This is a genomic window from Streptomyces sp. NPDC007808 (genome assembly GCF_042868655.1).
Taxonomy (GTDB): Bacteria; Actinomycetota; Actinomycetes; order Streptomycetales; family Streptomycetaceae; genus Streptomyces.
In genome coordinates this window covers 23,785-43,514 of the sequence record NZ_JBIAEQ010000003.1, presented here as the reverse complement: position 1 = coordinate 43,514, position 19,730 = coordinate 23,785, and the positions used below count along the sequence as shown (strand labels likewise).

Below are 19,730 nucleotides of genomic sequence, written 5' to 3'. Positions count from 1 at the left end.
GGTGGCCTCAGCCGGCGAGCCAGTCGGTGGTGTAGGCCTCGATCTCGGCCGCGATCCGGGCCTTTCCCGGCTCGTCGAGGAAGGACGCGTCCACGGCGTTCCTGGCGAGGTCGGCCAGGCCACGCTCGTCCAGGTCGAGGAGGCGGGCGGCGACCGCGTACTCGTTGTCGAGGTCGGTGCCGAACATGGGCGGGTCGTCGGAGTTGATGGTGACGACGACTCCTGCCTCGACGAACTCCTTCACCGGGTGCTCGTCGATCGTGCTGACCGCGCGCGTGGCGATGTTGGAGGTGGGGCACACCTCCAGCGGGATCCGGTGCTCGGCCAGGTGCGCGAGCAGCTTCGGGTCCTGCGCCGAGCTGGTGCCGTGCCCGATGCGCTCGGCCCGCAGATGGGTGAGGGCGTCCCAGACCGTCTCCGGGCCGGTGGTCTCACCGGCGTGCGGCACGGAGTGCAGGCCGGCGGCGATCGCGCGGTCGAAGTACGGCTTGAACTGGGGCCTCGGCACGCCGATCTCGGGCCCGCCGAGCCCGAAGGAGACCAGGCCCTCCGGGCGCAGCCGGTCGTCGGTGGCGAGCCGCGCGGTCTCCTCGGCGGCCTCCAGGCCGGCCTCGCCGGGAATGTCGAAGCACCACCGCAGGACGGTTCCGAAATCGGCCTCGGCCGCCTTGCGGGCGTCCTCGATGGCCGCCATGAAGGCACCCGCCTCGATGCCGCGGCGCGTGGAGGAGAACGGTGTGATGGTCAGCTCGGCGTAGCGCACCTGCTGGCGGGCGAGGTCGCGGGCCACCTCGTAGGTCAGCAGCCGTACGTCCTCCGGGGTGCGGATCAGGTCCACGACGGACAGGTACACGTCGATGAAGTGGGCGAAGTCCGTGAACGTGAAGTAGTCGACCAGGGCCTCGGGGTCGGTGGGAACCTTGGAGTCGGGGTGGCGGGCGGCCAGTTCCGCGACGATGCGGGGGGAGGCGGAGCCGACGTGGTGGACGTGCAGTTCGGCCTTGGGCAGTCCGGCGATGAACGCCTTCAGATCGCGCGGGGTGTGCGGGTCGACGAGACGGTCGGTCAAGGTTCCTCCCCGGGAACGGCGTCCTGGGCCGGGTGTACCGGCGGCGGGACGCGGGTGATCGGCTGATCGGTGACTCGGGATCATCGTAGGCCGGGACGGTGACGCCCGAGCCGGGGCCTTAGCATGACGGCACGTACGACTGAGGGGGTCCTGCGCATGTCCGACGACGAACGGACGCCGAAAGCGCCGGATGTACCGGGGGATCGGGGGGTTCTGGGGTGACGGGGGATTCGGGGTCGTCGGAGGAGACGGCCGCGGCGGGGCCGGCTTCACCGCGGGGTGGTGCGGGGGAGGGGCCGAAGACGTCGTTGGACAAGAAGCCAGCGGGCTCGCGGGGCGCAGCGGTGCCGGGTGAACCGGAGCCGCGTCCGCAGGCGGATCCTCGGTCGCTCCCACCGACGAGCGGGCCGGCACCTTCCGGCACGGCCCCCGAACCCGCCGCCCCCTCCGACGCCGGGCACACGATGGCCTCGCAGCAGCCACCGTCCTGGTCCGCGCCTTCCGTGCACGACCAGCCGACGGTCACGTCCATGCCGTCCACCGACGTGCCGCCCACACCGCGGGACGCCGTACCGCCGGCCTCGCCCTGGACGCATCCGTCGGCGGGAGCGGACATGACCGCACCGCCGCACGGCTCGGCGTCGAACCCGTTCGCGCCTCCGGGGTCGGTGTCGGCGGCTCCGCACGGCTCACCGAGCAACCCGTTCGCGCCTCCGGGGCCGACGTCGGCGACGGCGGACGGCTCGGCGTCGAACCCGTTCGCGCCTCCGGGGTCGGTGTCGGTGACTCCGCACGGCTCACCGAGCAACCCGTTCGCGCCTCCGGGGCCCTCGTCGGCGACCGCCCACGGCTCACCGGCCAACCCCTTCGCGCCCCCGTTGGCGCCGGGCCCCTACGTGGTTCATGGGGAGCCCGTCCCTCCGCCGCCGATCGGACCGGACGGTCCCGGCCAGGTGCCGTACGGCTATCCCGGCGGGCACGGCTATCCCGGCGGGCACGGCTACCCGCCGGGGCCGGCGAACGCCGGAGGCTACTACGGCTGGCCCGGTCTGCAGCCCCCGCCGAACAACGGGATGGGCACGGCCGGGCTCGTGCTCGGGATCATCTCGGCGGTGATCTTCTGTCTGTGGCCGGTGGCGATCGTCGTGGGCATCCTCGCCCTGATCTTCGGGACGATCGGACGGGTCAAGGCGAGCCGGGGCGAGGCGACCAACCCCGGCCAGGCCCTGGCCGGCATCATCTGCGGCGCGGCCGGTGTGGTCCTCGGACTGGGGATGCTGGCGCTGGTGTTCTCGACGGCGTTGTAGCCATACCGGCACCGGGTGTGCCTGAGGCCGCGCGTGCCGCCCGGTGTCTGGGGCCCCGCGTCCCACCGGTTTCTTGAGGCCGCGCGTGCCGCCGGGTGTCTGAGGACCCCGCGTCCCACCGGGTGTCTGGGGCCGCGCGTGCCGCCGGGTGTCTGAGGCCGCGCCTGCCGCCGAGCCCGTAAGGCCACGCCCGCCGCCGGGTGCCCGAGGCCCCACTGGCCACCGAGCCGTTGACGTCCCGCCTGCCGCCGAGCCCCTGACCCCTCACTTCCCACCGAGTCCCCGGGGCCTCACCCCGTACCCGGCCCCTACGCCCGCAACCGCTCCCGCGCCTCCATCAACGCGAACCCGAGCAGGTTCGGACCCCGCCACCGCTCGGGATTTTCCGCCCCGTCGTCCCGAGCCGCCAGCCCGATCCCCCACACCCGGTCCACCGGCGACGCCTCCACCAGCACCCGGTCCCCCGTGCGCAGCAGGAACTCCCGCAGATCCGGGTGCGCGGCGAACTTGTGGACCGACCCCTCGACGACGATCCGGAACCGCTCGCGCTCCCACACCGCGTCGTCGAACCCGCGCACCAGCCGCCCGGCCTTCTTCGCCACCGACGGATGGTCGGCGTCCAGCACCCGGCGCTCCGCCTCCGTGTCCCCGAACAGCCGGGCCTTCTCGGCCATCATCCAGTGCTCGGCCGTCGCGTACGTGAGCCCGTCCACCGTGAACGGCGAGGGCCACCACTGGCTCAGGCAGCTCGCGCCCACCCGGCTGTCGGGCAGCGGCCGGTGCCCCCAGAAGTGCAGATACCTGACCCTCGCCCCCGCGCGGACCTCCCGGATCAGGACGTCCCAAGAATCGATCTTCGCCATGCCTCCGAGCATGGCACGCACCACCGACATTCCGTCCTGCGTTTTCGCGACCCACTCGACACCTGGTCGACAGATTCCGTCGCGTAACCAAAAGGCAACAACGGAATCACTTGTTGGTGCCGCCCCTCTCTGTCAGGATCGGCACTCAAATCGAGCCTGAGCCACGCCGGCCCCACCTCGGGGACACGGAGGAGAGCGACATGCAGAACCCGGGCACCGCCACCCCGGAACGATTCCCGGCCCAGGACCGCTTCGCGGACGGCGCGCAGTACATCGCGGGCCGCCCGGCGAAGGGGACCTCGGGACGTACCCACGCCGTCGTCGACCCTGCCACGGGCGAGGAGGTGTACCGGTACGACCTGGCCGGCGCGGATGACGTGGACGCCGCCGTCGCCGCCGCGCGCGAGGCCTTCCCCGGCTGGGCCGGAGCCACTCCGGGGGAACGCTCCGACGCGCTGCACCGCTTCGCCGCCGTCCTGGCCGAGCGCGCCGAGGACTTCGCCCGCGCCGAGTCCCTGCAGTGCGGGAAGCCGCTGAAGCTGACCCGTGAGTTCGACGTGCCGGGCACCATCGACAACACCGCGTTCTTCGCGGGAGCCGCCCGGCACCTTCAGGGGCAGTCCGCGGGCGAGTACTCCGGCGACCACACCTCCTACGTCCGCCGCGAGCCCATCGGCGTCGTCGGCTCCATCGCGCCCTGGAACTACCCCCTCCAGATGGCCGCCTGGAAGATCCTCCCGGCGATCGCCGCGGGCAACACCATCGTGCTCAAGCCCGCCGAGCTCACCCCGCTCACCTCGCTGCTCTTCGCCCAGGCCGCCACCGACGCCGGGATCCCGGACGGTGTCGTCAACATCGTCACCGGGACCGGGAAAGAGGCCGGTGAGCACCTGGTCGGGCACCCCGGGGTGGCCATGACCTCCTTCACCGGCTCGACCGCCGTCGGCAAGCGCGTCGCCGAGATCGCGACCGCCACCGTGAAGCGGATCCACCTGGAGCTGGGCGGAAAGGCTCCCTTCGTCGTCTTCGACGACGCCGACGTCGAGGCCGCCGCCCAGGGCGCCGTCGCCGGCTCGCTCATCAACAGCGGGCAGGACTGCACGGCCGCCACGCGCGCGTACGTGCAGCGACCGCTGTACGAGGAGTTCGTCGAGCGGACGGCCGACCTCATGCGCGGCGTCCGGCTCGGCGACCCGTTCGCGCCGGGTACCGACCTCGGGCCGCTGATCTCACACGTCCAGCGGGACCGCGTCGCCGGGTTCGTCGACCGGGCGCGTGCCTACGCGCGCGTGGTCACCGGCGGTGAGGCGCCCCAGGGCGAGCTCGGGAACGGCGCGTACTATCGGCCCACCCTCGTGGCCGACGCGCCCCAGGACAGCGAGATCGTCCAGTGCGAGATCTTCGGGCCGGTTCTGGTCGTCCTGCCGTTCGACAGTGACGACGAGGGGATCGCGCTCGCCAACGACACCCCCTACGGTCTCGCCGCCTCCGCCTGGAGCCGGGACGTCTACCGGGCGAACCGGGCCACCCGTGAGATCAAGGCGGGCTGCGTCTGGATCAACGACCACATCCCGATCATCAGCGAGATGCCGCACGGCGGCTACAAGGCGTCCGGCTTCGGCAAGGACATGTCCACGTACTCCTTCGACGAGTACACCCAGATCAAGCACGTCATGTTCGACAACACCGCGGTGGCCAGGAAGGACTGGCACCGCACCGTCTTCGGGGACCGATAGCCAGATCAGGCGGGAGCAGCCGGCCGCCCGACCCGCGACCGGCCTCCCCCGACCTTTCCGATCTCTCCCGAAAGGGCACCACGCGCATGGAGCAGTTCGAGCCCGACCGCCTGTCCCCGGCCCAAGTGGCCGCCATGCGGCGCAGCCTCCGCAACGGCCGGGCCGCGATGACCCGCCGTTCCCTGCTGCGCGCCTCCGCGGGCGGCGCGCTCACGGTGGGCGGCCTGGGCACGCTCAGTGCCTGCGGGATTCCCGCGGCCGGCAAGACCGAGGGCGGCACGTCCGCCGAGGACCACTCGGCGAAGGAGAAGACCGTCAGCTTCTCCAACTGGACCGAGTACATGGACGTCGACGACAGCGGCAAGCGCCATCCGACGCTGGAGCAGTTCACGAAGCGGACCGGGATCAAGGTCAAGTACACCGAGGACATCAACGACAACAACGAGTTCTTCGGCAAGATCAAACCGCAACTGGCGGCGGGCCAGGACACCGGCCGCGACATCGTCGTCCTGACCGACTGGCTCGCGGCGCGGCTGATCCGCCTCGGCTGGGCCCAGAAGCTGGACGCCTCCAACCTGCCGCACGCCTTCGCCAACCTCTCCCAGCAGTTCCGCGACCCCGACTGGGATCCGGGACGGGCGTACTCCTACCCCTGGCAGGGCATCTCGACGGTCATCGCCTACAACAAGAAGGCCCTCGACGGCGTCGAGGTGAAGACGGTCTCCGACCTGCTCGACAACCCGAAGCTCAAGGGCCGTGTCGGCTTCCTCACCGAGATGCGGGACACCATCGGGATGACCCTGCTCGACATGGGCAAGGACCCGGCGAAGTTCAGCGACGACGACTACGACGCGGCGATCGCCCGCCTCCAGAAGGCCGTCGACAAGAAGCAGATCCGCCGTTTCACCGGCAACGACTACACCTCCGACCTCACCAGCGGAGACTTCGCCGCCTGCCTCGCCTGGGCCGGTGACGTCGTCCAGCTCAAGGCCGACAGCCCGGACATCGACTTCCTCATCCCGGACAGCGGCTACATGACGTCCAGCGACAACATGCTGATCCCGAACAAGGCCCGTCACAAGACGAACGCCGAGCGGCTCATCGACTTCTACTACGAGCCGAAGGCCGCCGCCGAGCTCGCCGCCTACATCAACTACGTCTGTCCCGTGGACGGCGTGAAGGAAGAGCTTGCGAAGATCGACGAGGACGCGGCGAACAACCCGCTGATCCTCCCCGACAAGGCCATGCAGGCCAAGTCCGTCGCCTTCCGCTCCCTGAGCTCGAAGGAAGAGACGGTCTACGAAGAGAAGTTCGCGAAGCTCACAGGGGCGTGACCACCATGACGAACGACACCAGCGGCGACGTCCGCCTCTCCGGCATAGCCAAGACCTACGGCTCCTTCACCGCCGTACACCCGCTCGACCTGACCGTGCCGCAGGGCTCCTTCTTCGCCCTGCTCGGCGCCTCCGGCTGCGGCAAGACCACCACCCTGCGCATGATCGCGGGTCTGGAGGAGCCCACCTCCGGCACGGTGCACCTCGGCGAGCAGGACGTGACGGCGCTCCCGCCGTACAAGCGGCCGGTGAACACGGTCTTCCAGTCCTACGCCCTCTTCCCGCACCTCGACATCTTCGAGAACGTCGCCTTCGGTCTGCGCCGGCGCGGCATCAAGTCGGTGAAGAAGCAGGTCGAGGAGATGCTCGACCTCGTCCAGCTCGGCGAGCAGGCCCGCAAGAAGCCGCACCAGCTCTCCGGTGGCCAGCAGCAGCGCGTCGCCGTGGCCCGCGCGCTGATCAACCACCCCAAGGTGCTGCTCCTCGACGAGCCGCTCGGCGCCCTCGACCTCAAGCTGCGCCGTCAGATGCAGCTGGAGCTCAAGCGCATCCAGACCGAGGTCGGCATCACCTTCGTCCACGTCACGCACGACCAGGAGGAGGCCATGACGATGGCCGACACGGTCGCCGTGATGAACGCGGGCCGCGTCGAGCAGCTCGGCTCACCGAGCGATCTGTACGAGAACCCGCGGACGACGTTCGTCGCCAACTTCCTCGGCACCTCGAACTTCATCGAGGCCGAGGTCGACTCCAGGAGCGGCGACGACATCGTGCTGAAGGCGGGCGGCGGCAAGCTGGTCCTCCCCGAGGCGCGGTGCAGCGCGCCCACGACGACCGGCGGCAAGGTGCTGGTCGGCGTACGCCCGGAGAAGATCTCCCTCAGCCACGCCGACGACGCGGGCGGGATACCGGAGGGCCGCAACCGCATCACCGGCAGGATCGCCGCCACGTCCTTCATCGGCGTCTCCACGCAGTACGTCGTCGACAGCGCCGTCTGCCCGGACTTCGAGGTCTACGTCCAGAACGTCGACCGCGACACCCGCCTGGTCCCGGGCGCCGAGGTCGTCCTGCACTGGAGCCCCGCCCACACCTTCGGTCTCGACGCCGCCCAGGACATCGACGCGGGCGTCGACGAGGGGGCGGCCGCCTGATGTCGACGCTCACCGAGGCGCCCCCGCCTCTCACCCCGACCGCCCCGAAGAAGAGGCCGCCCCGCAGACGCGGCCGCCTGGTGCCGTACTGGCTGCTGCTGCCCGGCATCCTGTGGCTGGTCGTCTTCTTCGCGCTGCCGATGATCTACCAGGCCTCCACGTCCGTGCAGACGGGCTCCCTGGAGGAGGGCTACAAGGTCACCTGGCACTTCGCGACCTACTGGGACGCCCTGTCCGAGTACTACCCGCAGTTCCTGCGCTCGGTGCTCTACGCGGGCTCGGCGACGGTCCTGTGCCTGGTCCTCGGCTACCCCCTCGCGTACCTCATCGCCTTCCGGGCGGGCCGCTGGCGGAACCTGATCATGATCCTGGTGATCGCGCCGTTCTTCACCAGCTTCCTGATCCGCACCCTGGCCTGGAAGACGATCCTCGCGGACGGCGGCCCGGTCGTCGAAGCCCTCAACGCGCTGCACGTCCTGGACGTCACCAGCTGGCTCGGGATGACCGAGGGCGACCGCGTCCTGGCCACGCCGCTGGCGGTGGTGTGCGGTCTGACCTACAACTTCCTGCCGTTCATGATCCTCCCGCTGTACACCTCGCTGGAGCGCATCGACCCACGGCTGCACGAGGCGGCGGGCGACCTGTACGCCAAGCCCAGCACCGTCTTCCGCAAGGTCACCTTCCCGCTGTCGATGCCGGGCGTCGTCTCCGGCACGCTGCTGACCTTCATCCCGGCGGCCGGCGACTACGTCAACGCGGATCTCCTCGGCTCCACCGACACCCGCATGGTCGGAAACGTCATCCAGACGCAGTTCCTGCGCATCCTGGACTACCCGACGGCCGCGGCCCTCTCCTTCATCCTGATGGCCGCCATCCTCGTCATGGTGACCGTCTACATCCGCAGGTCCGGCACGGAGGATCTGGTTTAAATGACCTTCGTCAAATGGCTCAAGCGCAATCTCGTCGTCATCGCGGGACTGCTGACGCTCGCATATCTGCTGCTGCCGAACATCGTCGTGACGGTGTTCTCCTTCAACCAGCCGAAGGGCCGCTTCAATTACGAGTGGCAGGAATTCTCCACCGCCGCCTGGCAGGACCCGTGCGGAGTCTCCGACCTGTGCGGCTCACTGTCGGTCAGCCTCCAGATCGCGTTCTGGGCGACGCTCGGCGCCACGCTGCTCGGCACGATGATCGCCTTCGCGCTGGTCCGCTACCGCTTCCGGGCGCGGGGCGCCGTGAACTCGCTGATCTTCCTGCCGATGGCGATGCCCGAGGTCGTCATGGCGGCCTCGCTGCTCACCCTGTTCCTCAACATGGGCGCCCAGCTGGGGTTCTGGACGATCCTCATCGCCCACATCATGTTCTGCCTGAGCTTCGTCGTGACGGCGGTGAAGGCGCGCGTGATGTCGATGGACCCGCGTCTGGAGCAGGCCGCGCAGGACCTGTACGCCGGACCCGTCCAGACGTTCCTCCGCGTCACCCTGCCGATCGCCGCCCCCGGCATCGCGGCGGGCGCGCTGCTCGCCTTCGCGCTCTCCTTCGACGATTTCATCATCACCAATTTCAACGCGGGTTCCACCGTCACCTTCCCGATGTTCGTCTGGGGCTCGGCCCAGCGTGGAACGCCCGTTCAGATCAATGTCATCGGTACGGCCATGTTCGTCGTCGCCGTACTGTTCGTGCTGACTTCCATGGTCATCGGTAATCGCCGCAACAGGCAAAAGGCATCGCTGTAGGGAGTTGAAATCATGGCCCCAAGCGCCATGAATCACTGGACGAAGTCGCTCTCCGACGCCCAGCCGGTCCCGTACTGGCTGGACGACCCCGGCAGGCCCCACCCCGAACCCGCCCTCACCACCGCCGAGACCTGCGACCTGCTGGTCGTCGGCGGAGGCTACAGCGGACTGTGGACCGCGCTCCTCGCCAAGGAGCGCGACCCGCGGCGGGACGTGGTCCTCCTCGAAGGCCGTGAGGTGGGCTGGGCCGCCTCCGGCCGCAACGGCGGCTTCTGCGCCGCCTCTCTCACCCACGGTCTGCCCAACGGGCTGGCCCGCTGGCCCGACGAGATCCACACCCTGGAGGAGCTGGGCGCGCGCAACCTCGACGAGATCGAGAAGGCGGTCGCCCGTTACTCCCTGGACTGCGACTTCGAACGCACCGGCGAGATCGACGTCGCCACCGAGACGTACCAGGCGTGGGAACTGCGCGACTGGTACGAGGAACTGCGGGACAAGGGCCTGGCCGACGGCATCGAGTTTCTGGACCGAGAGGCGGTGCGGGCGCAGGTCGACTCACCGACCTTCCAGGCCGGCCTCCACGACCGCCGCGGCGTCGCCATGCTCAACCCGGCCAAGCTGGTATGGGGCCTGAAGCGGGCCTGCGTGGACCTCGGCGTCCGCGTGTACGAGCACACTCCCGCCCTCACCCTGAAGCCGTACGGCGCCGGCATGGCCGTACGCACGCCCTACGGCCAGGTGCGCGCACGCCAGATCGCCCTCGGCACGAACATCTTCCCGAGCCTCGTCAAGCGCGTGCGCGCCTACACCGTGCCGGTCTACGACTACGCCCTGATGACCGAGCCGCTCACCGCCGACCAGCTCGCCTCGATCGGCTGGCAGAACAGGCAGGGCCTCGGCGACTCGGCGAACCAGTTCCACTACTTCCGCCTCTCCGCCGACAACCGCGTCCTGTGGGGCGGCTACGACGCGATCTACCCGTACGGCGGCCGGGTCCGTGCCGAGTACGACGACCGCCCGGAGACGTACGCCAAGCTCGCCGGGCACTTCTTCACCTGCTTCCCGCAGCTGGAGGGCATCCGCTTCACGCACGCGTGGGGCGGCGCCATCGACACCTGCTCGCGCTTCTCGGCGTTCTTCGGGACCGCCCATCAGGGCAAGGTGGCGTACGCGGCCGGCTTCACGGGTCTCGGTGTCGGTGCGACCCGGTTCGGCGCGGACGTGATGCTGGACCTGCTGGCGGGGGAGCGCACGGAGCGCACGCAGCTGGAAATGGTCCGCAGGAAGCCGCTCCCCTTCCCGCCCGAGCCCTTCGCCTGGACCGGTATCGCGCTCACCAAGTGGTCGCTGGCGCGCGCCGACGCGCACGGCGGCCGCCGGAACCTGTGGCTGAGGACGATGGACCGACTGGGCCTCGGCTTCGACAGTTGATGTGATCCAGATCACTCTGAATTGCTCGCGGGAACCCGCGTAATGCCCGCCGGGTGACCTCCCTCTCCCTCGTGACGCGATCGGCGTCCACGACAGAAAGGGAGGTCACCGTCATGACAGGGGCGAAGACGGCGGTGGAGTGGCTGGCATCCGTCGCTCCGAATCCCGAGGCCTGCCGCTGGGAGTGGGAGCGCAACCCCCTGGGGGTCGCCCTGCTGCCGGCCGGCAGGGCCTGGGACGTGCTCATCCTGCCCGCCGAACTCGGCTATCCCACGCTCGACGTCCTCACCCGCATCCTCGACCAGCTCGGCCCGGTCCTGGTCGACTTCGGTGACGCGCGCATGGGCTTCTTCGTGCCGCCCGGCACGGCCGCGCGCTGGCTCGGCACCGGCATCCGCACGGCCGGATCCGGCACCTGGATCGTCGTCCCGTACCCGGGGCGGGCCAGTGGCGGGGTGCGCTGGCTGGTCCCGCCGGACGGCACCGGCACCCTCATCGACCCGGCACTGCTCGAACTGGCCATGCACGAGGCGGCGGCGGGTCTGGCGGCGGAAGGGGAGGGGTGACGCGCGGAAAGCCTTGACAAGGCCGATTGGTCTGGACCAAGTTGTGGGCGCTCCACCCTCCAATTCCCCCATGCTCGGAGGTACTTGTGGATCGCTTCAGACCTCTCGCCCTGCTCGCCGCCGTGGTACTGACCCTGCCCGGTGTCACCGCGCTCTCGTCGGCCGCCCGTGCGGCCGACGCGGACCTCGTACGCAACGGGGGTTTCGAGTCCGGCCTCGACGGCTGGACCTGCCCGGCCGGTACGGCCGTGAACTCACCGGTGCACAGTGGCAGTTCCGCGCTCCAGGCGACCCCGGCCGGCGCCGACAACGCCCGGTGCGCCCAGACGGTGACCGTGAAGCCGGACTCCTGGTACACGCTGTCCGGACACGTCCGCGGCTCCTACGTCCACCTCGGCGCGAGCGGTACAGGCACCACCGACGTCTCCACCTGGACCCAGTCGGCCCCCGCCTGGCAGCAGCTCACGACCTCCTTCCGGACCGGCCCCGCCACCACCCGCGTCACCCTCTACACCCACGGCTGGTACGGCACGGGCACCTACCACGCCGACGACATCTCGCTCGTGGGACCGGGAGGGGAGACCGGGCAGCCGCCCGCGGCCCCGACCGGCCTGAAGACCGACGCGGTCACCTCCTCCAGCGTCGCCCTGTCCTGGACGCCGGTGCCGGGCGCGACGAGCTACGCCGTCCACCGCGACGGCGCCAAGGTCCAGACGGTGACGGGCACTTCGGCGACGATCGGAGGGCTCTCGCCCTCGACCGCGTACGGCTTCCAGGTCACGGCGGTGAACGAGGCGGGCGAGTCCCCGCGGTCGGCCACGGTGACCGCCACGACCACCGCCCGCCCGGGCGGCGAGGGTCCGGACCTGCCGGCCCATGCCCTGGTCGGCTACCTCCACGCGAGCTTCGCCAACGGCTCCGGCTACACGCGCCTGGCCGACGTCCCCGACAGCTGGGACGTCATCGATCTCGCCTTCGGTGAGCCGACCTCGGTAACCTCGGGCGACATCCGCTTCGAGCGCTGCCCCGCCACCGAGTGCCCGAACGTCGAGAGCGACGCCGAGTTCAAGGCGGCGATCCGTGCCAAGCAGGCGGCCGGCAAGAAGGTACTCATCTCCATCGGCGGCCAGAACGGCCAGGTGCGGCTGACGACCACCGCGGCGCGGGACACCTTCGTGTCCTCCGTCTCGAAGATCATCGACGAGTACGGCCTCGACGGCCTCGACATCGACTTCGAGGGCCACTCGCTCTCCCTGAACGCCGACGACACCGACTTCAGGAACCCGAAGACGCCGGTCATCGTCCATCTCATCTCGGCACTGAAGACCCTGAAGGCGAAATACGGCGACGACTTCGTGCTGACCATGGCCCCGGAGACCTTCTTCGTCCAGCTCGGCCACCAGTACTACGGCCCCGGCAGATGGGGCGGCCAGGACCCGAGGGCAGGGGCCTACCTCCCGGTCATCCACGCCCTGCGCGACCACCTGACGCTGCTGCACGTCCAGGACTACAACTCGGGGCCGGTCATGGGCCTGGACAACCAGTACCACTCGATGGGCGGCGCCGACTTCCACATCGCCATGACCGACATGCTGCTCACCGGCTTCCCGGTGGCGGGCGACGCGAACAGCGTCTTCCCGCCCCTGCGCCCCGACCAGGTGGCGATCGGCATGCCGGCGTCGGCCCACGCGGGCAACGGCCATGTCCCGCCCGCCGAGGTCACCAAGACCCTCGACTGCCTGACGAAGCGGACGAACTGCGGCTCGTACGCCCCGCACGGCACCTGGCCGGCGCTGCGCGGCCTGATGACCTGGTCGATCAACTGGGACCGGTACGGCGGCTGGGAGTTCCAGCGGACGTTCGACGGCTACTTCGGCTGAGGAACAGCCACAGCAGCGAGAGCAGCACCGCGCCCAGGCACCAACTGGCCACGACGTCCAGTGGCCAGTGGTAGCCGCGCCGGACCAGACCGAAGGCGACGCCGAGGTTGAGGGCGGCGCACAGCGCGAGCAGGGCCCGGCGGGCGGAGGCGGATCTCAGCCAGGGAAGGAGCAGCAGGGTCGCGGCCCCGTAGGCGACGGCGGCCGTGGCCGTGTGGCCGGACGGGTAGTAGCCGGTCGCGGGTGGTACGACCGGGGTGCCCGGGCGGTCGGTCAGCACCTTCAGCGGTACCACCAGCGCCGGGACCAGGGCCATGAGCAGGGCGGCGCAGGCGGCGGGCGCCCACCAGTGGTGTCCACCGGTGCGCCGGTGGCGCCAGGTCGCGTACGCCAGGGCGGCGGCGAGCACCGGCACCGCGACCTGCACGTTGCCCAGATCGGCGAGGAACTCGGAGAGGCCGTCCGGGTGGACCAGGGCCCGGCTGACCGCCGCGTCGGCGTTCAGCAGGGGGCCGTCGGCCATCACCTGCCAGGTGATGAGCGCGAAGAGGAGGGCGGGAAGCCCGAGAAGGAGGAAGAGGGAGGTCGGCCGCCCCGGAACAGGGGGGGTGGTTCCGAGGCGGCCGTCCGGACCGGGTGGTCGCGCGCCCCGGGGGGTTTGGGGCGGGCGACTGTCCGATCGGTGAGGAGATCCAGAGCCGGAGGCTCCGGTTGTGTGCGCGAGGGCACGACCAGGTCGAAGCTGGGGAGGCCTCGGCCCGATGTCGCCCAGAGTCCCCTCTGGGCGGGGTGTATCTCTCATCTGCTTAGAACCTACGACAGGGGAAGGGGGTTCGACAGGTGGAATCGCGTCCTGACATCCACCTCGCACACCTTCTTCACACGCTCTGACGACGGCCGCCCCAGCCCCGGAACCGCGGGCGGTGTCAGGGCTGGGGCGCAGGAGACCACCGGGCCGCGACCCTGGCGCTCACCAGTGGTTTCGCCGGGATCTCAGATACGGGCGAAGGCCTGTTCGATGATGTCGAGGCCCTCGTTCAGCAGGTCCTCGCCGATGACCAGCGGAGGCAGGAAGCGCAGCACGTTGCCGTAGGTGCCACAGGTCAGGACCAGCAGGCCCTCGGCGTGGCAGGCCTTGGCGAGGGCGCCGGTCGCCTCCGGGTTCGGCTCCTTGGTGGCCCGGTCCTTGACCAGCTCGATGGCGATCATCGCGCCGCGGCCGCGGATGTCGCCGATGATGTCGAACTTCTCGGCCATGGCGCCGAGGCGGGCCTTCATGATCGCCTCGATGCTCTTCGCCTTGGCGTTGAGGTCGAGTTCCTTCATCGTCTCGATCGAGCCGAGCGCGCCGGCGCACGCGACCGGGTTGCCGCCGTAGGTGCCGCCCAGGCCACCGGCGTGCGCGGCGTCCATGATCTCGGCGCGGCCGGTCACGGCGGCGAGCGGCAGACCGCCCGCGATGCCCTTCGCGGTGGTGATCAGGTCGGGGACGATGCCCTCGTCCTCACACGCGAACCACTGGCCGGTGCGGCAGAAGCCGGACTGGATCTCGTCCGCCACGAAGACGATGCCGTTGTCGGCGGCGAACTGGCGGATCGCGGGCAGGAAGCCCTTCGCCGGCTCGATGAAGCCGCCCTCGCCGAGGACCGGCTCGATGATGATCGCGGCGACGTTCTCCGGGCCCACCTGCTTGGAGATCTGGTCGATGGCCTGCGCGGCGGCCTCGGGGCCCGCGTTCTCCGGGCCGGTCGGCCAGCGGTAGCCGTACGCCACCGGCACCCGGTAGACCTCGGGCGCGAACGGGCCGAAGCCGTGCTTGTACGGCATGTTCTTCGCGGTCAGCGCCATCGTGAGGTTGGTGCGGCCGTGGTAGCCGTGGTCGAAGACGACGACAGCCTGACGCTTGGTGTACGCACGCGCGATCTTGACGGCGTTCTCGACGGCCTCGGCGCCGGAGTTGAACAGCGCCGACTTCTTGGCGTGGTCACCCGGGGTCAGCTCGGCGAGGGCCTCGGCGACCTCCACATAGCCCTCGTACGGCGTGACCATGAAACAGGTGTGGGTGAAGTCGGCGAGCTGGGCGGAGGCCCGGCGTACGACGGCCTCGGCGGAGGCGCCGACGGACGTCACGGCGATGCCGGAGCCGAAGTCGATCAGGCGGTTGCCGTCGACGTCCTCGATGATGCCGCCGCCCGCACGCGCGGTGAACACGGGCAGCACGGAGCCCACGCCCTGCGCGACCGCGGCGGTACGGCGGGCCTGCAGCTCCTGCGACTTCGGGCCGGGGATGGCGGTGACGACGCGGCGCTCCTGCGGAAGTGCGCTCATGAGGGGCTCCTGGGGGTCTTGCTGACGCTTGTCTTGTCTTTTCTCGCAGGCTAGGGCGGGGAGTGGGGGGTGGGCATGCTCCATGTGGGCGTTGTCGGCACGGCGTGTTGTCCGCGGTGGACATGGCGCTCGTGGCGACGCCCGGCCGCGTAAGCGGTGAAGTCCCCATGCGAGGGCGTTAGATTGGCTCGCTGATGGTGGACGGAGCGGCTGGTCAGGGGGCAAGGGCGATGGACAGCGACGGGACGCAGGACGCGCGGGGCACGCATGCGACGCCTGTGCCGCGTCCGGCCGTACCGCCGGAGGCCCCCGCGGTGCCGCCGCGGCCGACGCGGGCACCCGGGGTGCCGGGGCCGGACGGGCCGTTCCTGGCCTGGCTGCGGGCGCCACGACCGGAGACCCCGCCGGGTGTGTGGCGGTTCGGGCACGTGCCCCGGCCGGACGAGGAACCCGAGCGGATTCCCACGCGCCAGCTGCTGAGCGGTGCGCTGATCGCCTTCCTGGTCGGCTGGCTGATCTGGTCGCTGCTGTGGAACGGCTATCTCGGCGGCTGGTGGGTGCTGCCCCTGGAGCTGTTCACCCCGGACTCCTGGCGCGAGAACAACGACCGCGTCGGCAACGCCGTCCTCTGGTACAGCTACTACACGCTCATCGCCCTCGCCATCATGCTGGCCGTCGGTCGTCTGGGCCGCTGGGGCGAGGTCTGGCGCCGCTTCGGCCCGCCCGCCTGGCGCCCGGGAGCACCCGCGGCCGAGCGTCCGCCCGCCCCCGGGCAGGACCTCGCGTCCTGGCCGGCCCTGCGGGCCGCGGGGGCCGACGCCGCCGCCGAGCGGCTCGCCGCCGACGCACGGGCGGGGCTGATGCGCGACGTCGACTACGCCCGGATCGCCCGTGCCTGGCAGGGCGTGAGCAGCGGACGCCATGACCTCGCCACGTTCACGGGCGCCGTGCTCAAGGACGGCGCCGCGGCCTGTCTGCACCCCTCGGGCGAGCGCGACCTGCCCTCCCGGGCCGCCCGGCACGACCTCGTCAGCGGCCAGGTCCGGCTCGGCACGACCGCCGACGACCCGCGCAACCCCTACGCCTACCGGGGAACCGGCCTCGGCCTCGGCCCCGACCTGCTCGGCACCTCCCTGCTCGCGGTCGGGCCGGCCGGGTCCGGCAAGACCGGGACCGTGGTGCGGCCGCTCGCCGAGTCGCTGTGCCTGCACGCGCTGGCCGGGCGGGCCGCGGTCGTCGTGGTCGGCGCGGCGGGCGCGGGGCTCGGACCGGCGGACGCGTACGACGTCGTCGTACGGATCGGCGATCCGGACTCGGTGTACGACCTGGACCTGTACGGCGGCACCAGCGACCCCGACGAGGCCGCGGCCGTGCTCGCCGAGGCACTCGTCGGGGATCTCGCCGATCCGCACCCCGGCAGCGACAGCCGGCGCTCCACGACCGTGCTGGCCCAGCTCCTCGGGCCGTTCCGGGCCGTCCACGACCGCTTCCCGTCCGTGCCGGAGCTGCGGCAGCTGCTGGACGGCTCGCCCGGTGCGCTCGGCGCGCTGCGCACGGCGCTGGAGGGCTCCGGGCAGGAGTCGCTCATGCGCGAGCTGGACGCACGGGAGCGGCAGCTGGCGCACCCCGGCGATGTGGCGGCGGTGCTCGCGGACCGGGTGGCGTTGCTCGACCGGCCGGCGTTCGCGGGGTTCTTCGACACCTCGGGGCAGTCGCGGCCGTTCTCGCTGAAGGCGCTCGACCACCCCGTCCGGGTCCGCATCGACCTGCCCGCGCGCGGGCACGCCGAGGCCTCGCGGATGCTGGCACGGCTGGTCCTCGCCCAGTTCACGGCGAGTGTCGCGGTGCGGGAGGACCGGTCGCTGTTCGCCTGCCTGATCCTCGACGACGCGACCGGGGTGGTCACGCCCGAAGCGGTCCGCGGCATCCAGCGGCTGCGGTCGGGCAACGCGGGCGCCGTGCTCACGCTGCGCTCCCTGGACGACGTACCGAGGCCGCTGCGCGGGCCGCTGCTCGGTGCCACCGGGTGCCGGATGGCGCTGGCCGGGGTCACGCCGTGGGACGGGCAGGACTTCGCCGAGGTCTGGGGCAAGGAGTGGACCGAGGCGCGGGACGTCACCGACCGGCAGATCATCGCCGAGACGCCGGCCGGGAAGGCGGTGCACGCCTTGCGGCGGGTGATCACCGGCAAGGCGCCGACCGCGCGGGCGGTGACCGTCCGGCAGGTCGAGCGGGAGCGCTGGTCCGCCTCCGAACTGGCACACGCGGTCCCTCCGGGGCACGCGGTGCTGTCGCTGACCAGCGTCCAGGGGGAGCACGCGCCACCGTTGCTGGTGGACCTGCGGGGGTGACCCGGTATCCGGGCGTCGGGTCACACGCGACCGTACGGTGAGGCAGAATCGGCACAGGCCGTTCATACATTGCGGCCAAAAGATCACAGAGATCACGTGGGTGATCACCGTGATCACCCGGATCACACGGATGTGAAGGCCTCATGCCCCCGACGCTCGCCTCGCTCGTCCACCACTCCGCGCTCAAGCTGACCGTGCGGGCGGGCGAGGACCGCCTGGACGTGCCCGTGCGCTGGGCGCACGTCAGCGAGCTCGCCGACCCCGTCCCCTACATGGAGGGCGGGGAACTGCTGCTGGTCACCGCGCTCAAGCTGGACGCGGAGAACCCCGAGGCGATGCGGCGCTACGTACGGCGGCTGGTCGGCGCGGGCGTGGTCGGCCTCGGTTTCGCGGTCGGCGTCAACTACGAGGAGGTCCCCGAGGCGCTGGTCGAGGCGGCGAAGCAGGAGGGCCTCCCGCTGCTGGAAGTGCCTCGCCGTACGCCCTTCCTCGCCATCAGCAAGGCGGTGTCGGCGGCGATCGCGGCCGACCAGTACCGGGCGGTGACGGCAGGGTTCGCGGCGCAGCGGGAACTGACGAAGCAGGCACTGAACGCCGGCCCCGAAGGGCTGCTGGCCGTGCTCGCGTCGCAGGTGAACGGCTGGGCGGCGCTGTACGACGCCTCCGGTGCCGTGGTCGCGACGGCACCCGACTGGGCGGGGCGGCGGGCGGCGCGGCTCACCGCGGACGTGGAGCGGCTGCGCGAGCGGCCCGCGCCCGCGTCGTCCGTGGTCGGCGGGCCCGAGCACGAGGACCGGGTCGAGCTGCACACCCTCGGCACGGGGCGCCGGCCACGCGCGGCGCTCGCGGTGGGAACGGCGGCGGCACCGGGCACGGCGGAGCGCTACGCCGTCCACTCGGCGATCGCGCTGCTGACCCTGACGACCGAACGGTCCCGGTCGCTGCACGCGGCCGAACAGCGGGTCGGGGCCGCGGTGCTGCGCATGCTGCTCGCCGGGGAGCCGGATCACGCCCGGGCGGTCGCGGGGGATCTGTACGGCGGCCTCCTGGACGCGCCCTTCCGCGTGATCGTCGCCGAGTCCGGATCGGTGTCGGCGGCACGCGTGGTGGACTCCGGGGCGCGGGTGACGCTCACCAAGCCGTCGGCCGCGGCTCTGGCCGTGGTCTCCGGCGGGGCGAACGGTGATCCGCTGGGGGCGCTCACCGAGGTCGTGGAGTCGGCGGCGGCCCGGGCCGGGGAGTCGGTGCTGGTGGTGCCGGAAGGGGAGGGCGATACCGCGAGGGTGGTGGTGCTCGCCGCGGACGGGGGCGCCGCGGTGGAGGCGTGCGCGCAGTACGCGGCGGCCCTGGAGGCGGCGCGCGCCGGGACCGTACCGGAGGGGCCCGCGGGGGCCGACGAGGACGAGCTGGTCGTGGGGCTCTCGGCGCCGTCGGGGCCCATCGCCGCGGCGGCCGCCTACAAGCAGGCCGAACAGGCCGTGTCGGTGGCTCGGCGCCGGGGGCGGGTGTGCGTGGAGCACGAGCAACTGGCCGCGGGGTCGGTGTTGCCGCTGCTCGCCGACGACGCCGTGAAGGCGTTCGCGGACGGGTTGCTGCGGGCGCTGCACGAGCACGACGCCACGGGCCGCGGGGACCTGGTCGCCTCACTGCGGGCCTGGCTGTCGCGGCACGGGCAGTGGGACGCGGCGGCCGCCGACCTCGGAGTGCACCGGCACACGCTGCGGTACCGGATGCGGCGCGTGGAGGAGATCCTCGGGCGCTCGCTGGACGACGCGGACGTGCGGATGGAGCTCTGGCTGGCGCTGAAGGCCACATCGGCCGAGTGAGCGCCCGACGGGGCGCGGGCGGTCCTCAAGCCGAGGCGCACCCCGCGGGCCGGAGTGCCGGAGGGCCGCGTACGCCAAATCGGCGCATGCCCCGTCCCGCACCACTACACCGCGGCCAAGCGCTCCCGCACCCCCTCCCCCCTACGGTGGAC

The 19,730-nt window shown here is 71.4% G+C and carries 15 protein-coding genes; 11 read left to right on the top strand and 4 right to left on the bottom strand.

The window, feature by feature from the left end; translation table 11 throughout:
* Positions 1-7 precede the first annotated feature (7 nt).
* On the bottom strand, positions 8-1,069 hold the full coding sequence (locus ACFYNL_RS11960; protein ID WP_388800779.1) for an adenosine deaminase: 1,062 nt from the start codon (positions 1,067-1,069) through the stop codon (positions 8-10).
* Positions 1,070-1,599: 530 nt separating this feature from the next.
* Here ACFYNL_RS11960 and ACFYNL_RS11955 point away from each other — a divergent pair.
* Positions 1,600-2,376 carry a DUF4190 domain-containing protein gene (locus tag ACFYNL_RS11955; RefSeq protein WP_388800776.1) on the top strand — a complete coding sequence of 259 codons (777 nt, stop codon included), beginning with the start codon at positions 1,600-1,602 and terminating at the stop codon, positions 2,374-2,376.
* Between the two features lie 308 nt (positions 2,377-2,684).
* Here ACFYNL_RS11955 and ACFYNL_RS11950 read toward each other — a convergent pair whose 3' ends face one another.
* On the bottom strand, positions 2,685-3,239 hold the full coding sequence (locus tag ACFYNL_RS11950; protein ID WP_388800773.1) for an NADAR family protein: 555 nt from the start codon (positions 3,237-3,239) through the stop codon (positions 2,685-2,687).
* 200 nt (positions 3,240-3,439) lie between these two features.
* Between ACFYNL_RS11950 and ACFYNL_RS11945 the strand changes: the two genes are divergently transcribed.
* From ACFYNL_RS11945 to ACFYNL_RS11910, 8 genes are all read left to right on the top strand, one after another.
* Positions 3,440-4,975, top strand: a complete 1,536-nt coding sequence (locus tag ACFYNL_RS11945; protein WP_388800771.1) for a gamma-aminobutyraldehyde dehydrogenase — start codon at positions 3,440-3,442, stop codon at positions 4,973-4,975.
* An 86-nt stretch (positions 4,976-5,061) separates the two neighbouring features.
* Positions 5,062-6,309, top strand: a complete 1,248-nt coding sequence (locus tag ACFYNL_RS11940; RefSeq protein WP_388800768.1) for a PotD/PotF family extracellular solute-binding protein — start codon at positions 5,062-5,064, stop codon at positions 6,307-6,309.
* Positions 6,310-6,314: 5 nt separating this feature from the next.
* Positions 6,315-7,460, top strand: coding sequence for an ABC transporter ATP-binding protein (locus ACFYNL_RS11935; RefSeq protein ID WP_388800766.1), 1,146 nt, complete (start codon positions 6,315-6,317; stop codon positions 7,458-7,460).
* Positions 7,460-8,389, top strand: coding sequence for an ABC transporter permease (locus tag ACFYNL_RS11930; protein ID WP_388800763.1), 930 nt, complete (start codon positions 7,460-7,462; stop codon positions 8,387-8,389). Before ACFYNL_RS11935 ends, ACFYNL_RS11930 begins: the two co-directional genes overlap by 1 nt.
* Positions 8,390-9,196, top strand: a complete 807-nt coding sequence (locus tag ACFYNL_RS11925; RefSeq protein ID WP_388800760.1) for an ABC transporter permease — start codon at positions 8,390-8,392, stop codon at positions 9,194-9,196.
* Between the two features lie 12 nt (positions 9,197-9,208).
* Complete coding sequence (locus tag ACFYNL_RS11920; RefSeq protein WP_388800758.1) at positions 9,209-10,627, top strand: NAD(P)/FAD-dependent oxidoreductase; 1,419 nt, start codon at positions 9,209-9,211, stop codon at positions 10,625-10,627.
* A gap of 113 nt (positions 10,628-10,740) precedes the next feature.
* On the top strand, positions 10,741-11,193 hold the full coding sequence (locus ACFYNL_RS11915) for a hypothetical protein (protein WP_388800755.1): 453 nt from the start codon (positions 10,741-10,743) through the stop codon (positions 11,191-11,193).
* 86 nt (positions 11,194-11,279) lie between these two features.
* Entirely contained in the window at positions 11,280-13,073 is a 1,794-nt protein-coding gene (locus ACFYNL_RS11910; RefSeq protein WP_388800752.1) for a chitinase, read from the top strand.
* Here the strand turns inward: ACFYNL_RS11910 and ACFYNL_RS11905 are convergent.
* Both ACFYNL_RS11905 and gabT read right to left on the bottom strand, forming a co-directional pair.
* The gene (locus ACFYNL_RS11905) at positions 13,012-13,875 is read right to left on the bottom strand and encodes a phosphatase PAP2 family protein (protein WP_388800749.1); all 864 of its coding nucleotides are present in this window, start codon (positions 13,873-13,875) and stop codon (positions 13,012-13,014) included. The two genes, ACFYNL_RS11910 and ACFYNL_RS11905, sit on opposite strands and share 62 nt — an antisense overlap.
* A 191-nt stretch (positions 13,876-14,066) precedes the next feature.
* Entirely contained in the window at positions 14,067-15,401 is a 1,335-nt protein-coding gene (gene gabT, locus ACFYNL_RS11900; RefSeq protein ID WP_388800746.1) for a 4-aminobutyrate--2-oxoglutarate transaminase, read from the bottom strand.
* 230 nt (positions 15,402-15,631) lie between these two features.
* Between gabT and ACFYNL_RS11895 the strand changes: the two genes are divergently transcribed.
* Together ACFYNL_RS11895 and ACFYNL_RS11890 are read left to right on the top strand one after the other, a co-directional pair.
* On the top strand, positions 15,632-17,752 hold the full coding sequence (locus ACFYNL_RS11895) for an ATP-binding protein (RefSeq protein WP_388800743.1): 2,121 nt from the start codon (positions 15,632-15,634) through the stop codon (positions 17,750-17,752).
* A 143-nt stretch (positions 17,753-17,895) separates the two neighbouring features.
* Positions 17,896-19,578 carry a PucR family transcriptional regulator gene (locus tag ACFYNL_RS11890; protein WP_388800740.1) on the top strand — a complete coding sequence of 561 codons (1,683 nt, stop codon included), beginning with the start codon at positions 17,896-17,898 and terminating at the stop codon, positions 19,576-19,578.
* Positions 19,579-19,730 lie beyond the last annotated feature (152 nt).

What these genes read in the sequence shown, in the direction of transcription:
- ACFYNL_RS11930 (WP_388800763.1), top strand. Translation starts at nt 7,460, where the DNA reads ATGTCGACGCTCACCGAGGCGCCCCCGCCTCTCACCCCGACCGCCCCG.
- ACFYNL_RS11925 (WP_388800760.1), top strand. Translation starts at nt 8,390, where the DNA reads ATGACCTTCGTCAAATGGCTCAAGCGCAATCTCGTCGTCATCGCGGGA.
- ACFYNL_RS11895 (WP_388800743.1), top strand. Translation starts at nt 15,632, where the DNA reads ATGGACAGCGACGGGACGCAGGACGCGCGGGGCACGCATGCGACGCCT.
- ACFYNL_RS11890 (WP_388800740.1), top strand. Translation starts at nt 17,896, where the DNA reads ATGCCCCCGACGCTCGCCTCGCTCGTCCACCACTCCGCGCTCAAGCTG.
- ACFYNL_RS11920 (WP_388800758.1), top strand. Translation starts at nt 9,209, where the DNA reads ATGGCCCCAAGCGCCATGAATCACTGGACGAAGTCGCTCTCCGACGCC.
- ACFYNL_RS11940 (WP_388800768.1), top strand. Translation starts at nt 5,062, where the DNA reads ATGGAGCAGTTCGAGCCCGACCGCCTGTCCCCGGCCCAAGTGGCCGCC.
- ACFYNL_RS11905 (WP_388800749.1), bottom strand. Translation starts at nt 13,875, where the DNA reads ATGAGAGATACACCCCGCCCAGAGGGGACTCTGGGCGACATCGGGCCG.
- ACFYNL_RS11955 (WP_388800776.1), top strand. Translation starts at nt 1,600, where the DNA reads ATGCCGTCCACCGACGTGCCGCCCACACCGCGGGACGCCGTACCGCCG.
- ACFYNL_RS11950 (WP_388800773.1), bottom strand. Translation starts at nt 3,239, where the DNA reads ATGGCGAAGATCGATTCTTGGGACGTCCTGATCCGGGAGGTCCGCGCG.
- gabT (WP_388800746.1), bottom strand. Translation starts at nt 15,401, where the DNA reads ATGAGCGCACTTCCGCAGGAGCGCCGCGTCGTCACCGCCATCCCCGGC.
- ACFYNL_RS11945 (WP_388800771.1), top strand. Translation starts at nt 3,440, where the DNA reads ATGCAGAACCCGGGCACCGCCACCCCGGAACGATTCCCGGCCCAGGAC.
- ACFYNL_RS11915 (WP_388800755.1), top strand. Translation starts at nt 10,741, where the DNA reads ATGACAGGGGCGAAGACGGCGGTGGAGTGGCTGGCATCCGTCGCTCCG.
- ACFYNL_RS11935 (WP_388800766.1), top strand. Translation starts at nt 6,315, where the DNA reads ATGACGAACGACACCAGCGGCGACGTCCGCCTCTCCGGCATAGCCAAG.